Source organism: Streptomyces deserti, assembly GCF_054782695.1.
This window is the reverse complement of record NZ_BAAGRZ010000004.1, coordinates 213,095-232,011: the sequence shown is the minus strand read 5'-3', so window position 1 is coordinate 232,011 and position 18,917 is coordinate 213,095. Positions and strand designations below refer to the sequence as shown.

Sequence of the window (18,917 nt, the reverse complement as noted above, 5' to 3'; positions counted from 1 at the left end):
TACGGAGGTACGGGCATGCATCGCAAGCCGCGGCTGTCACGGCGGGCGTTCGCGGTGACCGCACTGGCGACGCTGGCGGCGGGGGGAGGCGTGGCGGCGACCGCCGCGATGGCGGGGACGGAACAGCACCCCCGGCGTGCACCCCTTGAGCTGCGCGGCATGTGGATCGCCACGGTCGCGAACCGTGACTTCCCCTCCCGTACCGGCCTGACCGCCGCCGAGCAGCGCGCCGAACTGATCGGCCTTTTCGATCTGGCCGTCCGCAACCGCCTCAACACCGTGGTCTTCCAGGTGCGGCCCGCGGCCGACGCGCTGTGGCCCTCGCCGTACGAGCCCTGGTCCCAGTACCTCACCGGCACGCAGGGCGCGGCCCCCGGCTGGGACCCGCTCGGCACGGCGGTGCAGGAGGCCCACGCCCGCGGGCTGGAACTGCACGCCTGGTTCAACCCGTACCGGGTCGCGGCCCACGGCGACCTGACGAGGCTGGTCGCCTCCCACCCCGCCCGCGCGCACCCGGACTGGGTGGTGACGTACGGCGGGAAGCTCTACTACAACCCCGGGCTCCCGGAGGCCCGCGCGTTCGTGCAGGACGCGATGCTCGACGCGGTGCGGAAGTACCCCGTCGACGCCGTTCACTTCGACGACTACTTCTACCCGTATCCCGTGGCGGGTCAGACCTTCGACGACGACGCGGCCTACGACCGGTACGGCGCCGCCTTCCCGGACCGGGCCGCCTGGCGGCGGGACAACATCAACAAGCTGGTGCTCGAGATGGCGGCCCGCATCAAGCAGATCCGGCCCGCCGCACGCTTCGGCATCAGCCCCTTCGGGGTCTGGCGCAACGCCGCCACCGACCCGCTCGGCTCCGGCACGCAGGCGGGCGTGCAGACGTACGACGATCTGCACGCGGACACCCGCCGGTGGGTGCGGGAGAGCTGGATCGACTACCTCTGCCCACAGCTGTACTGGAACATCGGCTTCGCCGCGGCCGACTACGCGAAGCTGCTCTCCTGGTGGGACGAGGTCGCGCGCGGGAGCGCGACGCGGCTGTACGTGGGTGAGGCGCTGTACAAGGCCGGTGACCCGGCGCAGCCCGGGGCCTGGCAGGACCCGGCCGAGCTGTCCCGGCACCTCACCCTCGCCCGGGACCACGCGCAGGTGCGCGGGCATGTCTTCTTCGCCGCCAGGGACGTGTCGACGGACCGGATCGGGGCGATGGCGCGGGTGGTCGCCGACCACTACCAGCAGCCGGCGAAGCCACCGCGCTGATCTACTGCGTCTCCTGTTGCGGCGTCCTGTGCCGGATCTCGGAGTCGGGGCCGGGGGAGCACACGCCCTCGTGCCCGTCCTCGAACCGGACGCGGTACGGCGGGTTGCCCTCCGGGCCCAGCACTTCGACGATCTCGCCGACCTTGTCGTGTTGACCGACCACCCTGCCGTGCTGGACAAGCTGGTCGCCGACGGTTGCACGCATCGTCTGGGGCCTCCTCACCATGTGGGGGAGCAGCGGTCCGTGGCCTCGAGTCTACGGCGCGAGGCGCCGGTTGGCAGGGGGCGTGCGGCCCGCCAGGGGGTCGTCCGGCCCGCTCAGCCACGCGCCCGCTGGGTGACGGCGATGCACACCAGCACCGCCGCGGCCGTCAGCGGGGCGGCCACCGTCAGGTGCTCGCCCAGCAGCAGCACCGACCACACCAGTGTGAGCAGGGGCTGGGCCAGCTGCAACTGGCTGGCCTTCGGGATGCCGATCGCCGCCATGCCCCGGTACCAGACGACCAGGCCGAGGAACTGCGAGCCCGCCGCCACCCACAGCAGCCCGGCCACGCTGTGCCCGGTCAGCTCCACGGGCTCCTGCGACAGGGCCAGCGCGGCGGCGGGCAGGGCGAGCGGCAGGCACAGCACCAGCGCCCAGCCGATGACCTGCCAGCCCGGCATCACCCGGGCCAGCCGTCCGCCCTCGGTGTAGCCGGCCGCGCACACCAGCAGCGCGGCGAACAGGTACAGGTCGGCCGTCGTCAGGGCGCCGCCGCTCTGCCGGACCGTGAAGGCCACCACCGCCGCCGCGCCCGCGAGCGCCGCCGCCCAGAAGGTGCGCGAGGGGCGGGTGCCGACGCGCAGGGCGGACAGGAGCGCGGTCGTCAGGGGGAGCAGGCCGACCACGACGGCCGCGTGCGCGGTGGTGGACGTCTGCAGGGCGAGCGTGGTCAGCATCGGGAAGCCGACGACCACTCCGGCGGCGACCACCGCGAGGCCCGGCCAGTGCCGACGGGCGGGCAGCGGGACGCGCATCGCCAGCAGACAGCCGCCCGCGACGAGGGCGGCCAGGACGCTGCGCACGGCGACCAGGGACCACGGACCGAAGCCCTCCAGCCCCCAGGCGGTGGCGGGGAAGGTGAGGGAGAAGGCGGTGACGCCGAGGGCGGCCTGGAGGACGCCGAAGCCCGAGCGCTCCCGGCCGGTGCTGACTGCTATCCGCGGTGTCGCAGTAGCGCTACTCTGTGCTTTCATGCAAGAGCGTAGCAGTGTCGGTGACCTGGCGAGCCAGCTACGGCGGGAGCTCGACCGCTACTCGCCTGGTGGAAAGCTGCCGTCGAGCCGGGCCCTCGTCGAGCGGTTCCGGGTGAGCCCGGTGACCGTCTCGCGTGCCCTGGCGCAGCTGGCCGCCGAGGGGCTGGTGGTCACCCGCCCCGGCGCCGGCGCGTTCCGCGCGCCGCCCCGGACGCCGGTCACCCCGGTCGGGGACCCCTCGTGGCAGGAGGTCGCGCTCAGCGCGGACGGCTCCGCCGACCTCGTACCGCGCTCGGTGGACGCCTCCGGTGTGCTGGTCTCGCTCGCCGCCCCGCCGCCCGGGGTCATCGAGTTCAACGGCGGCTATCTGCACCCCGCGTTGCAGCCGGAGCGGGCGATGGCCGCCGCCCTGTCCCGCGCGGGCCGCCGCCCGGGGGCCTGGGGGCGGCCGCCCATGGAAGGGCTGCCGGAGCTGCGGGAGTGGTTCGCGCGGAGCATCGGCGGCCCCGGAGGGGCGGTCACGGCCGCCGAGGTGCTGATCGCCGCGGGCGGCCAGTCCGCGCTGACCACCGCGCTGCGCGCCCTCGCCCCGCCCGGCGCGCCCGTCCTCGTCGAGTCGCCGACCTACCCCGGCATGCTCGCCATCGCCCGCGCCGCCGGACTGCGCCCCCTGCCCGTCCCCGTGGACGCGGACGGCGTGAAGCCGGAGCTGCTCGCCGACGCGTTCCGGGCGAGCGGCGCCCGCGTCTTCGTCTGCCAGCCGCTGTTCCAGAACCCCACCGGTGCCGTGCTGGCGCCCGAGCGGCGCGGCGAGGTGCTGCGCATCGCACGCGAGGCCGGCGCGTTCGTCGTCGAGGACGACTTCGTCCGGCGGCTCGTGCACGAGGACGCCGGCCCGCTGCCGCGCCCGCTCGCCGCCGACGACCCCGACGGCGTCGTCGTCCACGTCTGCTCCCTGACCAAGGCCACCTCGCCCAGCTTCCGGGTGAGCGCGCTGGCCGCGCGCGGCCCGGTTCTGGAGCGGCTGCGCGCCATCCAGGTCGTCGACACCTTCTTCGTGCCCCGGCCGCTTCAGGAAGCCGCCCTCGAACTCGTCGGCTCGCCCGCCTGGCCGCGCCATCTGCGCGCGATCTCCGCGGAGTTGAAGGCACGCCGGGACGCGATGACCGCCGCGCTCCGGCTCGGCCTCCCCGAACTCGCCCTGCCGCACGTCCCGTCGGGCGGCTACCACCTCTGGCTGCGCCTGCCCGACGGCACCGATGAATCCGCCCTGGTGGCGGCCGCCCTGCGCGCGGGCGTGGCCATCACTCCGGGCCGGCCGTACTTCAGCGCCGAACCCCCGGCGGGACACGTCCGGTTGAGCTTCGCGGCGGTCGCGGGGACCGGGGAGATCACGGAGGGCGTGCGGCGCCTGCGTACGGCCTGCGACGAGGTGCTCTGACCCTGGGACGACGCGACGAGCCCGCATGGCGCTCCCTGAGCCACAGGTGGTCGGCGGAAAACCGGTCGACGCCGCAGCCCCGGCCTGGAAACCTCCCGTCATGAACGACACCCCGAGCCTCCCCGACGGCTACGAGATCTCCGCCGACCCCGCCCGCATCGACGCCGGGCGCGTGCACCACTGGCTGTCCACCGACGCGTACTGGGCACTGGGCCGCACCCGCGACAAGCAGGACCGGGCGATCGAGGGCTCGCTCAACTTCGGCGTGTACGAGGCGGTGACGGGGGAGCAGGTGGCCTACGCCCGGGTCATCACCGACCGGGCGACCTTCGCCTGGCTGTGCGACGTGTACGTCGACTCGTCGGTGCGCGGCAAGGGGCTCGGCACGGCGCTGGTGGCGGCCGTACGGGAGCACCTGCGGCCGTACGGGCTGCGGCGCATGCTGCTCGCCACGCACGACGCGCACGGGGTGTACGAGAGGCTCGGCTTCCGGCCGCTGGACCGGCCCGACCAGTGGATGGCGCTGACCTTCGGTCAGTAAGGGGCGGTCAGTAAGGGGGCGGTCAGTAAGGGGCGGCGCACCCTGGGTAACTCCCGGGTAACAACCCTTGACCGGCGCAGTTCGGCGGCTCACCATCCACGCATGTCACTTCGGGTCACGTTCGTCGCCGCCGCGCGCGGTTCCTCGGCGCTCGCCGAGCGCTTCGAGGACGACCGGCCGCTGGACCAGGCGGGCTGGGAGGAGGTGCAGCGCGCCGTCGGCGACCTGCTGCCCCTCGCGGCCGCCGAGCTGCGGTACTGCTCGCCGACCCCGCGCAGCCGTACCACCGGCGACGCCCTCGGGTACGCCCCGCTGGCGCAGCTCGCCCTGCGGGACTGCGACATGGGCCGCTGGCGCGGGCTGACGCTGGGCGAGGCGATGGCCCGGGAACCGGAGTCGGTGGACGCCTGGCTCGCCGACCCGCGCGCCACGCCGCACGGCGGGGAGTCGCTGCACGCCTTCATCTCCCGGGTCGGCGGCTGGCTCGACACCCGGCCCGTGGAGGACGGCTGCCGGATCGTCGCGGTCGCCGAGCCGTCCGTGATCCGGGCCGCCCTGGTGTACGTGCTCAAGGCGCCGCCCTCGACGTACTGGAACATCGACGTCCGCCCGCTGTCGACGACCACCGTGATGGGCCGGGCGGGCCGCTGGAACCTGCGCTTCGACGGGGCGTTCGCCCAGCCCGCTCGCACATAGCCGGAAGATCCCTCAGTCCCCGCGCGTGTACTCCGTCGTGAGGACGAGGTCCTTGGCGGGGCCGCGCACCCGCCAGACCGTCCGCCAGTGGTCGGCGTCGCGGACGGTGAACTCGCCGCGGTAGAGGTCCGCCGCGCAGGGGTGGTCGGCGACATACCGCCCGGAGGCCAGGTCGAGGTCGTGGAAGGGGCGGCCGTCCGCGAACCGCACGTCCGCCGTGCCGCCCGGGCCGGGCAGGAAACGCAGCGTCCGCTCGGCGGGCCGGGCCACGCCCCGCCAGACGAAGGCGCCGGACTCCCGGTGCAGCAGACCGCCGTCCTCCAGCGGGCCGAAAACCGTGGTCCCGCGGAACTCGCCCCGGTCCCCGCTCGCCAGGTCCCGCACGGACCGCTCGACGCGCCAGCTCCCGGCCAGATACGCCAGCACGTCCGGCACTGGCCAGAACTCGCCCATCCCGTCCCGCACTCCGTCCCATCCATTGCTGCACGACCCATTGACGCGCCCTGGTCCCCTCCCTATCTTGCCGTTCGAAGTGCTGATCAATGTCTGATATTTCGAACATCAGGGGTCGACTCCGACTCCCCTGACACCGAGCCGCGGAGTATCCATGTCACGCACCACCCGCGCCCGCTGGAGATTCGGTCTCACCGCCACCGCTCTCCTGACGGCCGCCGCCCTCGTCCCGGCCCCCGCGCACGCCGAGGACGTCACCGACTACACGATCACCGTCGACCCGGCCGCCAAGGGCGCGACGATCGACGACACGATGTACGGCGTCTTCTTCGAGGACATCAACCGGGCCGCCGACGGCGGACTGTACGCCGAGCTCGTGCAGAACCGGTCCTTCGAGTACTCGACCGCCGACAACGGCTCCTACACGCCGCTGACCTCCTGGACGGTCGCCGGCACGGCCCAGGTCGTGAACGACTCCGGCCGCCTGAACGAGCGCAACCGCAACTACCTCTCCCTGGGCGCCGGTTCGTCCGTCACGAACGCCGGCTACAACACCGGCATCCGCGTCGAGCAGGGCAAGAGGTACGACTTCTCGGTGTGGGCCCGCGCCGAAGCCGGCACCACCCTGACCGTCACCCTGAAGGACGCCGCCGGCACCCTCGCCGACGCCCGCCAGGTGGCCGTGAAGGGCGGCTGGGCCAAGTACAAGGCCACCTTCACCGCGGCCCGCACCAGCAACCGCGGCCGCCTGACCGTCGCCTCTTCCGGTTCGGCCGCGCTCGACGTGGTGTCGCTGTTCCCGCGCGACACCTACAAGAACCAGCCGAACGGCCTGCGCAAGGACCTCGCCGAGAAGATCGCCGCCCTCAAGCCGGGCTTCGTGCGCTTCCCCGGCGGCTGCCTGGTCAACACCGGCTCCATGGAGGACTACAGCGAGGCCTCGGGCTGGCAGCGCAAGCGCAGCTACCAGTGGAAGGACACCATCGGGCCCGTAGAGCAGCGTGCCACCAACGCCAACTTCTGGGGCTACAACCAGAGTTACGGCCTCGGCTACTACGAGTACTTCCGCTTCTCCGAGGACATCGGCGCCATGCCGCTGCCCGTCGTCCCGGCCCTGGTGACCGGCTGCGGCCAGAACCGGGCGACCGACGACGAGGCGCTGCTCCAGCGGCACATCCAGGACACCCTCGACCTCATCGAGTTCGCCAACGGCCCGGCAACCTCCACGTGGGGCAAGGTCCGCGCCGAGATGGGCCACCCCAAGCCCTTCCACCTCACCCACATCGGCGTCGGCAACGAGGAGAACCTGCCGAACGAGTTCTTCGCCCGCTTCCAGAAGTTCCGGGCCGCCATCGAGGCGAAGTACCCGGACATCACCGTCATCTCCAACTCGGGCCCGGACGACTCCGGCACGACCTTCGACACCGCGTGGAAGCTGAACCGCGAGGGCAACGTCGACATGGTCGACGAGCACTACTACAACAGCCCGCAGTGGTTCCTGCAGAACAACGACCGCTACGACTCCTACGACCGCAGCGGCCCCAAGGTCTTCCTCGGCGAGTACGCCTCCCAGGGCAACGCCTGGAAGAACGGCCTCGCGGAAGCCGCGTACATGACCGGCCTGGAGCGCAACGCGGACATCGTCAAGCTCGCCTCCTACGCCCCGCTGCTCGCCAACGAGGACTACGTCCAGTGGCGGCCGGACATGATCTGGTTCAACAATCGCGCCTCCTGGAACTCGGCCAACTACGAGGTCCAGAAGCTGTTCATGACCAACGTCGGCGACCGCGTGGTCCCGTCGAGGGCGAGCACGACCCCGAACGTGTCCGGCCCGATCACGGGTGCCGTCGGCCTGTCGACGTGGGCGACCAGCGCCGCGTACGACGACGTGAAGGTCACCGCCGCGGACGGCTCGACGCTGCTGAGCGACGACTTCTCCGGTGACGCCTCGAAGTGGAAGCACGTCGGCGGCGGCAGCTGGAGCATCCAGGACGGCCAGTACGTCCAGACGGACACCGCTGCCGAGAACACCCTGGTCACGGCCGGCGACCCGGCCTGGAAGGACTACGACCTGCATGTGAAGGCCACCAAGAAGTCCGGCAAGGAGGGCTTCCTCGTCGCCTTCGGCGTCAAGGACACCGGCAACTACTACTGGTGGAACCTGGGCGGCTGGAACAACACCCAGTCCGCCGTCGAGCAGGCATCGGACGGCGGCAAGTCGACGCTGATCTCCAAGGCCGGGTCGATCGAGACGGGCCGCGCCTACGACATCGACATCAAGGTGCGGGGCCGGCAGGTCACCCTCTACCTCGACGGCAAGGAGTGGGGCGGCTTCACCGACGACAAGCCGGCCGAGCCGTTCCGCCAGGTCGTCACCGAGGACGACCGGACCGGCGAGCTGATCGTCAAGGTCGTCAACGCCCAGGGGACGCAGGCCCGTACGGCGATCGACCTGGGCGGCGCGAAGGTCGCCTCCACGGCCCGCGTGACCACGCTGGCCGCCGACGAGAACGCGGTGAACACCGAGACGGACACGCCGGTCACCCCGGTGACGTCCACCTTCCGGGGCGTGGCCGACACGTTCACGTACACCTTCCCGGCGAACTCCGTCACGTTCCTCAGGATCAAGCAGAGGTAGCCGCTGGCGGGACCCCCACGAGTGGGCCGCTGTCCGACAGGCAGCGGCCCACGCGCTGAGGTGCGGTGCGCGGAGGCTGCCGGGGGTGTCCGCAGCGCAGCGTCAGACCGTGTAGGAGCGAGCCCCGGTCCCGGCGAGCCTCCCGCCCTCCACTATGAGGTACTCCTGACGGATCGGGCGGCCGTCCAACCAGCACTCCAGGACTTCCCTCACGCCTGCCGCGTACCTGGCCTGCGCTGAGAGCGTCGAACCGGATACGTGCGGTGTCATGCCCTCATGCGGCATGCTGCGCCAAGGGTGGTCCTCTTCCGGCGGCTCCGGGTACCAGACGTCACCGGCGTAGCCCGCCAGATGGCCTCGCTCCAGGGCGCGTACCACGGCGTCCCGGTCGACGATCAGCGCGCGAGCCGTGTTGACGATGTACGACCCGCGCTTCATGGCCGCCAGCATCTCGTCGTCGAAGAGGTTCACCGTCTTGGCGTGCAGCGGCGCGTGGATGGAGAGCACGTCCACGGCGGCCGCCAGGGAACGGGCATCCGGATGCCAGATCAGCCCCAGCTCCCGCTCGAGCTCCGGTGGCAACCTGTGCACGTCGGTGTAGTGCAGCCTCACCTCGAACGGCTTCAGCCGGCGCAGCACTGCCAGGCCGATCCGTCCGGCACCGAAAACGCCGACGTCCATGCCCTCCAGGTCGTAGTTCCGCGAGACGCAGTCGGCGACGTTCCACCCTCGGCGGGCGGTGACCCACTCGTGGGCGGGCAGGTAGTTGTGGACGAGGGCGAGGATCTGCATGACCGCGTGCTCCGACACGCTGATGCTGTTGCTGTAGGTGATCTCCGCAACGGTGACGTCGTGTTCGATGGCGCTCGGTAGGTCCACGTGGTCCGAACCGATCCCGGCCGTGATCGACAGCTTCAGGTGCGGCGCACGCCGGAACCGGTCAGGAGTGAGGTAGGCGGGCCAGAACGGCTGCGAGATCACCACGTCGGTGTCGGGGAGCTCACGCTCCAGCACGGAGTCGGGCCCGTCCTTGTCGGAGGTGACGACCAGTGTGTGGCCGCGCTCCTCGAGGAACGGACGCAGACCGAGTTCACCGGAGACGCAGCCGACCAGCTCACCCGGTCTGAAGTCGAGGCTCTGCGGGGTGGGCGCCGTCTGCCCTCCGGGATAGCCGCTGATGACGGGAATCTCGTCCCGGGCATACCGGGGCGGGTAGCCGTCAACGGGATCCGGATAAAGCACCGTCAGGATCTTCGCCATGGCCGCGTCCTCTCGCCGAAGGCCGGCGCGCGGCGCAGTCCGGTAGCCCCACATGCGCTCCGGCCTGCCTTGCTGTCCAGTCCAAGTGCCCGGCCCGCCGCACACCAAAACGGTCCCCGGGGCGGCTGAATCGCCACGCCGGCAGTGCCTCGGCCACGGCGTTCTCATCCGCTGACGCGCCCCGGACCGGGCTGTCGCGCCGGCCGGGCATCACGTCCCGGCCCGTGCTGGGCGCTACCCCAGGGTGTCGGGGGCGCCCTCGGGCTGGGTGTCCGCGAACTCCCACCAGGCGAGCGGCAGCCAGTCTCCGTCGACGAAGCCGTCGACGGAGCCTCCGGTGCCCCGTATGGATACCCGGGTGCCTTCCGGATAGGTCGTGCCGGACAGGCCGGATACCGGGACGAGGAGCGTGCCGAGACGTCGCGACAAGGTTCTGGATCCTTCCGAAGTGGTGCGGAACGGGACTTCACCGTCTCTAGATGCAAATCATCTCATCATGCACCAGTCTGGAATATGAGCCAGGACACAGAAGACCGGTTGAGCTGCAGGGTTGGGGACCTGGTCCCGACGGATGCAGCGGGTCCCCTCGGCGCCGCCGTTCCGATCTGTGAGCGAACGACCACACTCAGTGGAGGTGTTCGAGCATGAGGGCCGTCGTCTACAAGGGACCGTTCGAAGTAGCGATCGAGCAGGTGGAGGATCCCCGGATCCAGCACCCGAGCGACGTGATCGTCCGTGTCACGTCCAGCGCCATCTGCGGGTCGGACCTGCACATGTATGAGGGCCGCACGGCCGCCGAGCCGGGGATCGTCTTCGGTCACGAGAACCTCGGCGTCATCGAGGAGGCCGGTGAGGGTGTGACGCAGCTCAGCCGCGGAGACCGCGTTGTCATGCCCTTCAACGTGGCCTGCGGCTTCTGCAAGAACTGCACGGCGGGTTTCACCGGCTTCTGTCTGACGGTGAACCCCGGTTTCGCCGGCGGTGCGTACGGCTATGTGGCGATGGGCCCCTTCGTGGGGGGCCAGGCCGAGTACGTACGGGTGCCGTACGCCGACTTCAACTGCCTGAAGCTCCCCGAGGGCACCGAGAAGGAGACCGACTTCATCCTTCTCGCGGACATCTTCCCGACCGGCTACCACGGCAACGAGCTGGCCGACGTGCGCCCCGGTGACAGCGTCGCCGTGTACGGCGGCGGCCCGGTCGGTCTGATGGCCGCCTACTCGGCGATACTGCGCGGCGCGAGCAAGGTGTTCGTGGTCGACCGGGTGGCCGAGCGGCTGCAGAAGGCCGAGGAGATCGGCGCCGTACCGATCGACTTCACCCAGGGCAACCCGGTGGAGCAGATCAAGGAGCAGACGGCGGGTGAAGGCACGGACAAGGGCATCGACGCCGTCGGCTACCAGGCCCAGGCGCGTGGCGAGGATCGCGAGGAACCGGCGATCGTACTGAACTCGCTCGTGGAGACGGTCCGGCCGACGGGCGCTCTCGGCGTGCCGGGCCTGTACGTTCCGCGCGACCCTGGCGGACCAGATGAGCAGTCGAAGCAGGGCATGTTGGTGGTTGCCATCGGGCGTCTCTTCGAAAAGGGACTGCGCGTGGGCACCGGGCAGTGCAACGTCAAGCGCTACAACCGTCAGCTGCGCGACCTGATCATCGAGGACCGTGCGCAGCCCAGCTTCGTCGTTTCGCACGAGCTGCCCCTCGACCAGGCGCCGATGGCGTACGAGAAGTTCGACAAGCGGACGGAGGGTTACACCAAGGTCGTCCTGCACCCGCACGACTGAGGACGCCTGACACCGCCCTGTTCGGCAGGCGGCTGAGCCGTGATCGGCCGGACCAGCCGGTGGATGCCTTCGCCGGCTGCGTCCGGCCGGCTCGCCGCCTTGGCGGAGATCACAGCCATTCGAGAAGGGGGGAACTCCTCACCGCCGCGCAGTCGCATGCGATGAACCCGGCGACGTCGGTGGGTGGCATCCCGCGATAATGGCCGACGTGGCAGAGGTCGAGGTCGTCGTCGCCCATCACGAGCGCGCGACCCTGCGCGTCGGCGACGTGTTCCTGAAGATCGACGCCGATCGGACGCGCGCCGACATCGAGGTCGAGGCGATGGCCATGGCGCCGATCCCGACTCCGGAGGTCCTGTGGCGGAAGCCGCCCGTGCTCGCGCTCGCCGCCCTCCCAGGGACGGCACTCGGCCGCCTCGGCGAGCCGTCGATCGCGCCGTCGGCGGCGTGGACCGCGGCGGGTGCCGCCATGGCCCGGTGGGAGCCTCGACGAGATCGCATCGCACCTCGACGGCGCATGCGAGTGGCTCGTCACCAACGGCGTCCTTCCCGCCGACGTGGTCGCGCGCAACCGCCGGGTTGCCGAGGCCGCGCTCCGGCCGTGGACGCCGGTGTTCGCGCACGGCGACCTGCAGGTCACCCATGTGTTCGTCGACGGTGACGAGATCATCGGCGTGATCGACTGGTCCGAGGCGGGCCCGGGCGATGCCCTGTTCGACCTCGCCACCTTGACGCTCGGACACGAGGAGCACCTTGACGACGTCGTCGCCGGCTACGGCACCGACGTCGACCTCGACGTGATCCGCGCGTGGTGGTCGTTGCGAAGCCTGCGGGCGGTCCGCTGGCTGGTCGAGCACGGCTTCGACCCGTCGCCCGAGGTCGCCGTGCTGAGATCCCGGCTGTGAGGCTGCACGAGCCCGACGGTACGAGACCCGACGGTACGAGACCCGACGGTACGAGACCCGACGGTACGAGACCCGACGGTACGAATCCCGACGGTACGAGTGCCGTTCTGCCGCAGGCCGATTGCATAAACGTGCATCGAAACGTATAGTCATGCCCTCTAGGAGGAGGATTCCATGGCGGTACGTGCGGCAGTGGCCGGAGCGAGCGGGTACGCGGGCGGGGAACTGCTGCGTCTGCTCCTGGCGCACCCCGAGGTCGAGATCGGCGCCCTGACCGGGAACTCCAACGCCGGTCAGAGACTCGGAGCGCTGCAGCCGCACCTGCTGCCGCTCGCCGACCGGGTACTGCAGGACACCACCGCCGACGTCCTCGCCGGTCACGACGTCGTCTTCCTCGCGCTGCCGCACGGGCAGTCCGCCGCCGTCGCCGAGCAGCTCGGGCCGGACGTGCTGGTGATCGACATGGGCGCCGACTTCCGGCTCAAGGACGCCGCCGACTGGGAGACGTTCTACGGTTCCCCGCACGCCGGCACCTGGCCTTACGGCCTCCCCGAACTGCCGGGCTGCCGCGCTGCGCTGGAGGGGTCCAAGCGCATCGCGGTGCCCGGTTGCTACCCGACCGCCGTCTCGCTGGCGCTCTTCCCGGCGTACGCGGCGGGCCTGGCCGAGCCCGAGGCCGTGATCGTCGCGGCCTCCGGCACCTCCGGCGCGGGCAAGTCCCCCAAGCCGCACCTGCTGGGCAGCGAGGTCATGGGGTCCATGTCGCCGTACGGCGTCGGCGGCGGCCACCGGCACACGCCCGAGATGATGCAGAACCTCAGCGCGGCCGCGGGGGAGCCGGTGAGCGTCTCCTTCACGCCGACCCTCGCGCCGATGCCCCGCGGCATCCTCGCCACGTGCAGTGCGAAGGCGCGCGAGGGTGTCACGGCACAGTCGCTGCGGGAGACGTACGAGAAGGTCTTCGCCGGTGAGCCCTTCGTCCACCTGCTCCCGGAGGGGCAGTGGCCCGCCACCGCGTCCGTCTACGGTTCCAACGCCGTTCAGGTCCAGGTCGCACACGACCCGGCCGCGGGCCGGATCATCGCCATCAGCGCCATCGACAACCTGACCAAGGGCACCGCGGGCGGTGCCGTCCAGAGCATGAACATCGCCCTGGGTCTCGACGAGACCACCGGACTGACGACGATCGGAGTCGCGCCGTGAGTGTGACGGCAGCACAGGGATTCACAGCGGCGGGCATAGCCGCCGGGATCAAGGAGAACGGCAACCCGGACCTGGCTCTCGTGGTCAACAACGGTCCGCGCCGCGCCGCCGCGGGCGTCTTCACATCCAACCGCGTCAAGGCCGCGCCGGTGCTGTGGTCGGAGCAGGTCCTCAAGGGCGGGCAGGTCTCCGCCGTCGTCCTCAACTCCGGTGGGGCCAACGCCTGTACGGGCCCGAAGGGCTTCCAGGACACCCACGCCACGGCCGAGAAGGTGGCCGAGGTCCTCGGACGGGGCGCCATCGAGGTCGCCGTCTGTTCCACCGGCCTGATCGGCGTGCTCCTGCCGATGGACAAGTTGCTGCCCGGCGTCGAGACCGCCGCCGCCCAGCTCTCCGAGCACGGCGGTGAGAAGGCCGCCATCGCCATCAAGACCACCGACACCGTCCACAAGACGTCCGTGGTGACGAAGGACGGCTGGACCGTCGGCGGCATGGCCAAGGGCGCCGGCATGCTCGCCCCCGGCCTCGCCACCATGCTCGTCGTCCTCACCACGGACGCGGACGTGGACAGCGAGACCCTCGACCGGGCCCTGCGCGCCGCGACCAAGGTCACCTTCGACCGTGTCGACTCCGACGGCTGCATGTCCACCAACGACACCGTGCTCCTGCTCGCCTCCGGCGCCTGCGGGGTCACCCCGGAGTACGAGGAGTTCGCCGAGGCCGTACGGGCCGTCTGCGACGACCTCGGTCAGCAGCTGATCCGCGACGCCGAGGGCGCCAGCAAGGACATCAAGGTCGAGGTGATCAACGCCGCGACCGAGGACGACGCCGTGGAGGTGGGCCGCTCCATCGCCCGCAACAACCTCCTCAAGTGCGCCATCCACGGCGAGGACCCCAACTGGGGCCGCGTCCTCTCCGCGATCGGCACGACCTCCGCCGCCTTCGAGCCCGACCGGCTCAACGTCGCCATCAACGGCGTCTGGGTCTGCAAGAACGGCTCCGTCGGCGAGGACCGCGAGAAGGTCGACATGCGCTACCGCGAGGTGCACATCGTCGCCGACCTCGCCGCCGGCTCCGAGACCGCCACCATCTGGACCAACGACCTCACCGCCGACTACGTCCACGAGAACAGCGCCTACTCGTCATGAGCACTACGCGTAAACACACCGCGCTCCCCAAGGCCCAGATCCTCATCGAGGCGCTGCCCTGGCTGGTCCGGCACAACGGCAAGACCGTCGTCATCAAGTTCGGCGGCAACGCCATGGTCGACGAGGACCTGAAGGCCGCGTTCGCGCAGGACGTCGTCTTCCTCCACCATGCCGGCCTCAAGCCGGTCGTCGTGCACGGCGGCGGCCCGCAGATCAGCGCCGCCCTCGACAAGCACGGCATCGTCAGCGAGTTCAAGGCGGGCCTGCGCGTCACCACCGAGGACGCCATGGACGTCGTACGGATGGTGCTCGCCGGGCAGGTGCAGCGCGAGCTGGTCGGGCTGCTCAACCGGCACGGCCCGCTCGCCGTCGGCCTCACCGGCGAGGACGCGCACACCATCACCGCGACCAAGCACCAGCCCCAGATCGACGGCGAGCTCGTCGACATCGGGCGGGTGGGCGAGATCACCGACATCGACACGGGCGCGATCGAGGCCCTGCTCGCCGACGGCCGGATCCCGGTCGTCTCGTCCGTCGCCCGTTCCCAGGACGATCACCATGTCTACAACGTCAATGCTGATACGGCGGCTGCGGCACTCGCTGCTGCACTGGGCGCCGAAACCCTCATGGTCCTCACGGACGTCGAGGGACTCTACGAGGACTGGCCGAACTCCGACGAGGTGATCAGCCGCCTCACCGCTTCCCAACTGGAGAAGCTGCTGCCGGAGTTGTCCTCCGGCATGGTGCCGAAGATGGAGGGCTGCCTGCACGCCGTGCGCAACGGCGTCAACACCGCCCGCGTCATCGACGGCCGGGTCCAGCACTCGATCCTGCTGGAGATCTTCACGGACGAGGGCATCGGCACCATGGTCGTGCCCGACGACAGCGATCAGGGGGAGTCGTGAGCAACGCCGTGAGCAACGCCATGACCAGTGCCGTGAGCAACGCCGGCGGCAACCAGGAACTGACCGCGCGCTGGCAGGGCGCGCTCATGAACAACTACGGCACCCCGCGGCTGGCCCTGGTGCGCGGTGCGGGCGCCACGGTGTGGGACGCCGACGGCAACGCCTACCTCGACTTCGTCGGCGGTATCGCCGTCAACGCGCTCGGCCACGCCCACCCGGCGGTGGTGGAGGCCGTCAGCACGCAGATCGCGTCCCTCGGCCACGTCTCCAACCTGTTCATCGCCGAGCCGCCGGTCGCCCTCGCCGAGCGCCTCCTCCAGCTCTTCGGCCGCGACGGCAAGGTGTTCTTCTGCAACTCCGGTGCCGAGGCCAACGAGGGCGCCTTCAAGATCGGCCGCCTCACCGGCCGTACCCACATGGTCGCGACGCAGGGCGGCTTCCACGGCCGGACGATGGGCGCCCTCGCGCTCACCGGCCAGCCCGGCAAGCAGGAACCGTTCCAGCCGCTGCCCGGCGACGTCACGCACGTGCCGTACGGGGACGCGCAGGCGCTGGCCGCGGCCGTGACGGAGGAGACCGCGCTCGTCGTCATCGAGCCGATCCAGGGCGAGAACGGGGTCGTGGTGCCCCCGGCGGGCTATCTGAAGGCGGCCCGGGCGATCACCGCCGCCACGGGCGCGCTGCTGGTCCTCGACGAGGTGCAGACCGGCATCGGCCGTACCGGCCACTGGTTCGAGTACCAGGCCCACGAGGGCGTGCTGCCCGACGTCGTCACCCTCGCCAAGGGGCTCGGCGGCGGGCTGCCGCTGGGCGCGACGGTGGCGTTCGGGCGGGCGGCCGACCTGCTCCAGCCGGGCCACCACGGCACCACCTTCGGCGGCAGCCCCGTCGCCTGCGCCGCCGGACTGGCCGTCCTGGAGACCATCGCGAACGAGGGGTTGCTGGAGAACGTCAAGCGGCAGAGCGAGAAGTTGCGTGACGGAATCGAGGGCGCCGGCGGCGGTTCCCGTCACGGATTGATCGACTATGTCCGGGGCGCGGGCCTCCTCCTGGGTATCGTGCTCACCGAGCCGCTCGCACCCAAGGTGCAGCAGGCGGCTCAGGACGCCGGCTTCCTCGTGAATGCGCCCGCCCCCGATGTCGTACGGCTCATGCCTCCGCTGACCCTCGGCGACGACGCGGTGGACGCCTTCCTCGGGGCCCTGCCCGGCATCCTTGACCAGGCCGCCGAGGCCGACGGGGCCGACGGGGACGGACGATCCGGAGAATGAGACGACGATGAGCCAGGCGCAGGACCACGGGAACGGGACCGCCGGGCCTGCCGTGCCGCAGACCCGCACCGCACGCCACCGCCGGATCGTGGACATCCTCAACCGGCAGCCGGTGCGGTCGCAGAGCCAGCTGGCGAAGCTGCTCGCCGACGACGGGCTGAGCGTCACACAGGCGACGCTCTCCCGGGATCTCGACGAGCTGAACGCGGTGAAGATCCGCAACACCGACGGCGACCTGATCTACGCGGTGCCGAGTGAGGGGGGTTTCCGTACGCCTCGCGCTCCGCTGGGGGAGTCGGCGAAGGAGGAGCGGATGCGGCGGTTGTCGCAGGAGCTGCTGATCTCCGCGGAGGCTTCGGCCAACCTCGTTGTCCTGCGGACGCCGCCTGGTGCTGCGCAGTTCCTGGCGTCGGCGATTGACCAGGCCGAGCTGCACGACATTCTGGGGACCATCGCCGGGGACGACACGTTGTTGTTGATCAGCCGGAATCCTGATGGGGGGCAGGCGCTGGCGGACCACTTGCTGCGGCTGGCTCAGAACGGGCACTGAGCGCCGTAGGGCTTCATCCCAGTCGAGCCGCCAGGCCCCCCGTACACCTCACCTCATCGCCCGCCGTGATCAGGAGGGCCTCCACGTCCGGCAGGGACTCCAGCCACGCCAGGCCCTCCCGCGAGCCCATCGCGAACGCGGCTGTGGCCCAGCAGTCCGCCCAGGTCAGGCGGGGTGCCACCACGGTCACGGCCACCAGGTCCGTCACCGCGGAGCGGCCGGTGCGGGGGTCGATGATGTGGGCGCCGCGTTCCGCCGTGCCGGAGGTGGCCACGGCCAGTTCCGTCGTGCCGGCGGCGGAGACGACGGCCGCGAGGCCGCCGGGGCGCAGGGGGTCCGAGACCCCGACCCGCCAGGGCCGCTGCCCCCCGGGGGTGCCGAGCAGCTGGACGTCGCCGCCGCCGTTGACGCTGACGCCGCTCACGCCGGGTGTCGCCGCGAGCCGGCGGGCCGCCCGTTCGACGGCCCAGCCCTTGACGATGCCGGTCGGGTCGAGGCGGCCCTGGTACGACGTGCTGAACCAGCCGTCGCTCAGCCGTTCCGCCTCGGCCGCCAGCTCCAGCACCTCGGCGACCTCGGGATCGCACTCCTCGACGGTCAGCTCACCGCGGGCCAGCCGGGAGACCTGGCTGTCCTCGCGGTAGGTGCTGAACACCTCGTCGACCCGGTGCAGCCCGGCGATCGCCTCGTCCAGGGCCGTGCGCACCGCGCCGGGATCCCCGCCGCGGACGTCGAGGGAGAAGACGGTCCCCATCGCCTCCTCCGCATGACGTACCGCGGCGGGAGCCTGTGCGGAGTCGGCCACCGTGTCAGCCACCGGCCTGGTCCAGCGCCGACTGCAGGGACTGCCTGTAGCCGTTGCTCGTGTACGTCGCCCCGGAGACGGCGTCGATGTCCGCGCTGCCGGCCGCCACGGCCGCCTGGTTGAGGCGCGGCACGGCGTTCTGGGTGATCTGGCTGCTGCGGCCGCCGCTGGGCGCCTGGACCGCCTCCGCCTGGGTGATCTTGCCGCCGCTGACGGTGACGCGTACCTGGACCGGGCCGTACTGGGTCTGGACGGCGCTACCGGTGACGGTTCGCGCCGCCTGGGCGCCGCCCGAGCCTCCCGAGCCCTGCGACCCGGAGCCGGACGCGGCGCCGACCTTGTCCAGCGCCGACTGCAGCGACTGCCTGTAGCCGGCGCTCGTGTACGTCGCCCCGGACACCGCGTCGATCTGCGCGCTCTGCGCAGCCACGGCCGCCTGGTTGAGCCGGGGCACGGCCGTGGACGTGATCTGGTCGCTCTTGCCGCCCTTGGGCGCCTGCACGGCCTCCGCCTGCGTGATCTTCCCGCCGCTCACGGTCAGGCGTACCTGCACCGGGCCGTACTGCGTCTGGGCCGCGTCGCCGGTGACCGTGCCGTTCCCGGCGGCCTGGGCGCCGCCCTGCGGGGACTGCGCCGCCGCGGGCGGGGCCTGGCCGCCCACCGCCTGGGCGGAGCCCGGGTCGGAGGCCGGCTTCAGCGACAGCAGCAGCACGATTCCGGAGACGGTGGCTGCGGTGGCGAGCACGGCACGCCGGACGGGGTGGCTCTTCCTCATCGTTTCTCAAGCTCCTGATGTCGCGTTGATGTCCCGT

The 18,917-nt window shown here is 71.3% G+C and carries 18 protein-coding genes and 1 pseudogene; 12 read left to right on the top strand and 7 right to left on the bottom strand.

The genetic code is table 11. The annotated features are described in order from the left end of the window. Nucleotides 1-15: 15 nt before the first annotated feature. A complete protein-coding gene (locus ACYVMZ_RS11295) occupies nt 16-1,269 on the top strand; it encodes a glycoside hydrolase family 10 protein (RefSeq protein WP_461078244.1) in 1,254 nt (417 codons plus the stop codon). 1 nt (nt 1,270) lies between these two features. On the opposite strand, the gene ACYVMZ_RS11290 is transcribed toward ACYVMZ_RS11295, so the two are convergent. Further along, nucleotides 1,271-1,474 (bottom strand): DUF1918 domain-containing protein, encoded by a 204-nt coding sequence (locus ACYVMZ_RS11290; RefSeq protein WP_461078242.1) that lies wholly within the window; start codon nt 1,472-1,474, stop codon nt 1,271-1,273. Between the two features lie 113 nt (nt 1,475-1,587). After that, the gene (locus ACYVMZ_RS11285) at nt 1,588-2,505 is read right to left on the bottom strand and encodes a DMT family transporter (RefSeq protein ID WP_461078240.1); all 918 of its coding nucleotides are present in this window, start codon (nt 2,503-2,505) and stop codon (nt 1,588-1,590) included. Here ACYVMZ_RS11285 and ACYVMZ_RS11280 point away from each other — a divergent pair. The 3 genes from ACYVMZ_RS11280 (at nt 2,504) to ACYVMZ_RS11270 (ending at nt 5,183) form a co-directional block, all read left to right on the top strand. After that, the gene (locus tag ACYVMZ_RS11280; RefSeq protein WP_461078238.1) at nt 2,504-3,946 is read left to right on the top strand and encodes an aminotransferase-like domain-containing protein; all 1,443 of its coding nucleotides are present in this window, start codon (nt 2,504-2,506) and stop codon (nt 3,944-3,946) included. The two genes, ACYVMZ_RS11285 and ACYVMZ_RS11280, sit on opposite strands and share 2 nt — an antisense overlap. Before the next feature lie 100 nt (nt 3,947-4,046). Beyond that, the gene (locus ACYVMZ_RS11275) at nt 4,047-4,487 is read left to right on the top strand and encodes a GNAT family N-acetyltransferase (protein ID WP_461078236.1); all 441 of its coding nucleotides are present in this window, start codon (nt 4,047-4,049) and stop codon (nt 4,485-4,487) included. Nucleotides 4,488-4,589: 102 nt separating this feature from the next. Next, on the top strand, nt 4,590-5,183 hold the full coding sequence (locus tag ACYVMZ_RS11270; RefSeq protein ID WP_461078234.1) for a histidine phosphatase family protein: 594 nt from the start codon (nt 4,590-4,592) through the stop codon (nt 5,181-5,183). 12 nt (nt 5,184-5,195) lie between these two features. Here ACYVMZ_RS11270 and ACYVMZ_RS11265 read toward each other — a convergent pair whose 3' ends face one another. Continuing rightward, complete coding sequence (locus tag ACYVMZ_RS11265; protein WP_461078232.1) at nt 5,196-5,636, bottom strand: DUF6314 family protein; 441 nt, start codon at nt 5,634-5,636, stop codon at nt 5,196-5,198. A gap of 154 nt (nt 5,637-5,790) precedes the next feature. Here ACYVMZ_RS11265 and ACYVMZ_RS11260 point away from each other — a divergent pair, with 154 nt between their 5' ends. Beyond that, entirely contained in the window at nt 5,791-8,274 is a 2,484-nt protein-coding gene (locus ACYVMZ_RS11260) for an alpha-L-arabinofuranosidase C-terminal domain-containing protein (RefSeq protein WP_461078230.1), read from the top strand. Between the two features lie 102 nt (nt 8,275-8,376). Here ACYVMZ_RS11260 and ACYVMZ_RS11255 read toward each other — a convergent pair whose 3' ends face one another. Both ACYVMZ_RS11255 and ACYVMZ_RS11250 read right to left on the bottom strand, forming a co-directional pair. Continuing rightward, a complete protein-coding gene (locus ACYVMZ_RS11255) occupies nt 8,377-9,534 on the bottom strand; it encodes an NAD-dependent formate dehydrogenase (protein ID WP_461078228.1) in 1,158 nt (385 codons plus the stop codon). A 234-nt stretch (nt 9,535-9,768) separates the two neighbouring features. Then, on the bottom strand, nt 9,769-9,963 hold the full coding sequence (locus ACYVMZ_RS11250; RefSeq protein ID WP_461078226.1) for a hypothetical protein: 195 nt from the start codon (nt 9,961-9,963) through the stop codon (nt 9,769-9,771). Nucleotides 9,964-10,178: 215 nt separating this feature from the next. Between ACYVMZ_RS11250 and ACYVMZ_RS11245 the strand changes: the two genes are divergently transcribed. From ACYVMZ_RS11245 to ACYVMZ_RS11215, 7 genes and pseudogenes are all read left to right on the top strand, one after another. Then, on the top strand, nt 10,179-11,318 hold the full coding sequence (locus ACYVMZ_RS11245; RefSeq protein WP_461078224.1) for a glutathione-independent formaldehyde dehydrogenase: 1,140 nt from the start codon (nt 10,179-10,181) through the stop codon (nt 11,316-11,318). A 208-nt stretch (nt 11,319-11,526) separates the two neighbouring features. After that, nucleotides 11,527-12,223: pseudogene (locus ACYVMZ_RS11240) on the top strand (phosphotransferase). 174 nt (nt 12,224-12,397) lie between these two features. After that, nucleotides 12,398-13,426, top strand: a complete 1,029-nt coding sequence (gene argC / locus ACYVMZ_RS11235; protein WP_461078222.1) for an N-acetyl-gamma-glutamyl-phosphate reductase — start codon at nt 12,398-12,400, stop codon at nt 13,424-13,426. Next, nucleotides 13,423-14,574: a bifunctional glutamate N-acetyltransferase/amino-acid acetyltransferase ArgJ gene (gene argJ, locus ACYVMZ_RS11230; protein WP_461078220.1), complete on the top strand. Its 1,152-nt coding sequence runs from the start codon at nt 13,423-13,425 to the stop codon at nt 14,572-14,574. The genes argC and argJ overlap by 4 nt, the downstream gene beginning before the upstream one ends. Next, nucleotides 14,571-15,479 (top strand): acetylglutamate kinase, encoded by a 909-nt coding sequence (gene argB / locus ACYVMZ_RS11225; RefSeq protein ID WP_461078218.1) that lies wholly within the window; start codon nt 14,571-14,573, stop codon nt 15,477-15,479. Before argJ ends, argB begins: the two co-directional genes overlap by 4 nt. Nucleotides 15,480-15,499: 20 nt before the next feature. After that, nucleotides 15,500-16,750: an acetylornithine transaminase gene (locus ACYVMZ_RS11220; protein ID WP_461078536.1), complete on the top strand. Its 1,251-nt coding sequence runs from the start codon at nt 15,500-15,502 to the stop codon at nt 16,748-16,750. 7 nt (nt 16,751-16,757) lie between these two features. Next, nucleotides 16,758-17,300, top strand: coding sequence for an arginine repressor (locus ACYVMZ_RS11215; RefSeq protein ID WP_461078216.1), 543 nt, complete (start codon nt 16,758-16,760; stop codon nt 17,298-17,300). A 13-nt stretch (nt 17,301-17,313) separates the two neighbouring features. Here ACYVMZ_RS11215 and ACYVMZ_RS11210 read toward each other — a convergent pair whose 3' ends face one another. Together ACYVMZ_RS11210 and ACYVMZ_RS11205 are read right to left on the bottom strand one after the other, a co-directional pair. Beyond that, a complete protein-coding gene (locus ACYVMZ_RS11210; protein ID WP_461078214.1) occupies nt 17,314-18,117 on the bottom strand; it encodes an FAD:protein FMN transferase in 804 nt (267 codons plus the stop codon). Further along, on the bottom strand, nt 18,110-18,880 hold the full coding sequence (locus ACYVMZ_RS11205) for an FMN-binding protein (RefSeq protein WP_461078212.1): 771 nt from the start codon (nt 18,878-18,880) through the stop codon (nt 18,110-18,112). The genes ACYVMZ_RS11210 and ACYVMZ_RS11205 overlap by 8 nt, the downstream gene beginning before the upstream one ends. Between the last annotated feature and the right edge of the window lie 37 nt (nt 18,881-18,917).

Bases quoted from the DNA above. Each gene is read 5' to 3' on its own strand.
- ACYVMZ_RS11295 (WP_461078244.1), top strand. From the start codon at position 16: ATGCATCGCAAGCCGCGGCTGTCACGGCGGGCGTTCGCGGTGACCGCA.
- ACYVMZ_RS11290 (WP_461078242.1), bottom strand. From the start codon at position 1,474: ATGCGTGCAACCGTCGGCGACCAGCTTGTCCAGCACGGCAGGGTGGTC.
- ACYVMZ_RS11280 (WP_461078238.1), top strand. From the start codon at position 2,504: ATGCAAGAGCGTAGCAGTGTCGGTGACCTGGCGAGCCAGCTACGGCGG.
- ACYVMZ_RS11285 (WP_461078240.1), bottom strand. From the start codon at position 2,505: ATGAAAGCACAGAGTAGCGCTACTGCGACACCGCGGATAGCAGTCAGC.
- ACYVMZ_RS11275 (WP_461078236.1), top strand. From the start codon at position 4,047: ATGAACGACACCCCGAGCCTCCCCGACGGCTACGAGATCTCCGCCGAC.
- ACYVMZ_RS11270 (WP_461078234.1), top strand. From the start codon at position 4,590: ATGTCACTTCGGGTCACGTTCGTCGCCGCCGCGCGCGGTTCCTCGGCG.
- ACYVMZ_RS11265 (WP_461078232.1), bottom strand. From the start codon at position 5,636: ATGGGCGAGTTCTGGCCAGTGCCGGACGTGCTGGCGTATCTGGCCGGG.
- ACYVMZ_RS11260 (WP_461078230.1), top strand. From the start codon at position 5,791: ATGTCACGCACCACCCGCGCCCGCTGGAGATTCGGTCTCACCGCCACC.
- ACYVMZ_RS11255 (WP_461078228.1), bottom strand. From the start codon at position 9,534: ATGGCGAAGATCCTGACGGTGCTTTATCCGGATCCCGTTGACGGCTAC.
- ACYVMZ_RS11245 (WP_461078224.1), top strand. From the start codon at position 10,179: ATGAGGGCCGTCGTCTACAAGGGACCGTTCGAAGTAGCGATCGAGCAG.
- argC (WP_461078222.1), top strand. From the start codon at position 12,398: ATGGCGGTACGTGCGGCAGTGGCCGGAGCGAGCGGGTACGCGGGCGGG.
- argB (WP_461078218.1), top strand. From the start codon at position 14,571: ATGAGCACTACGCGTAAACACACCGCGCTCCCCAAGGCCCAGATCCTC.
- ACYVMZ_RS11220 (WP_461078536.1), top strand. From the start codon at position 15,500: ATGACCAGTGCCGTGAGCAACGCCGGCGGCAACCAGGAACTGACCGCG.
- ACYVMZ_RS11215 (WP_461078216.1), top strand. From the start codon at position 16,758: ATGAGCCAGGCGCAGGACCACGGGAACGGGACCGCCGGGCCTGCCGTG.
- ACYVMZ_RS11205 (WP_461078212.1), bottom strand. From the start codon at position 18,880: ATGAGGAAGAGCCACCCCGTCCGGCGTGCCGTGCTCGCCACCGCAGCC.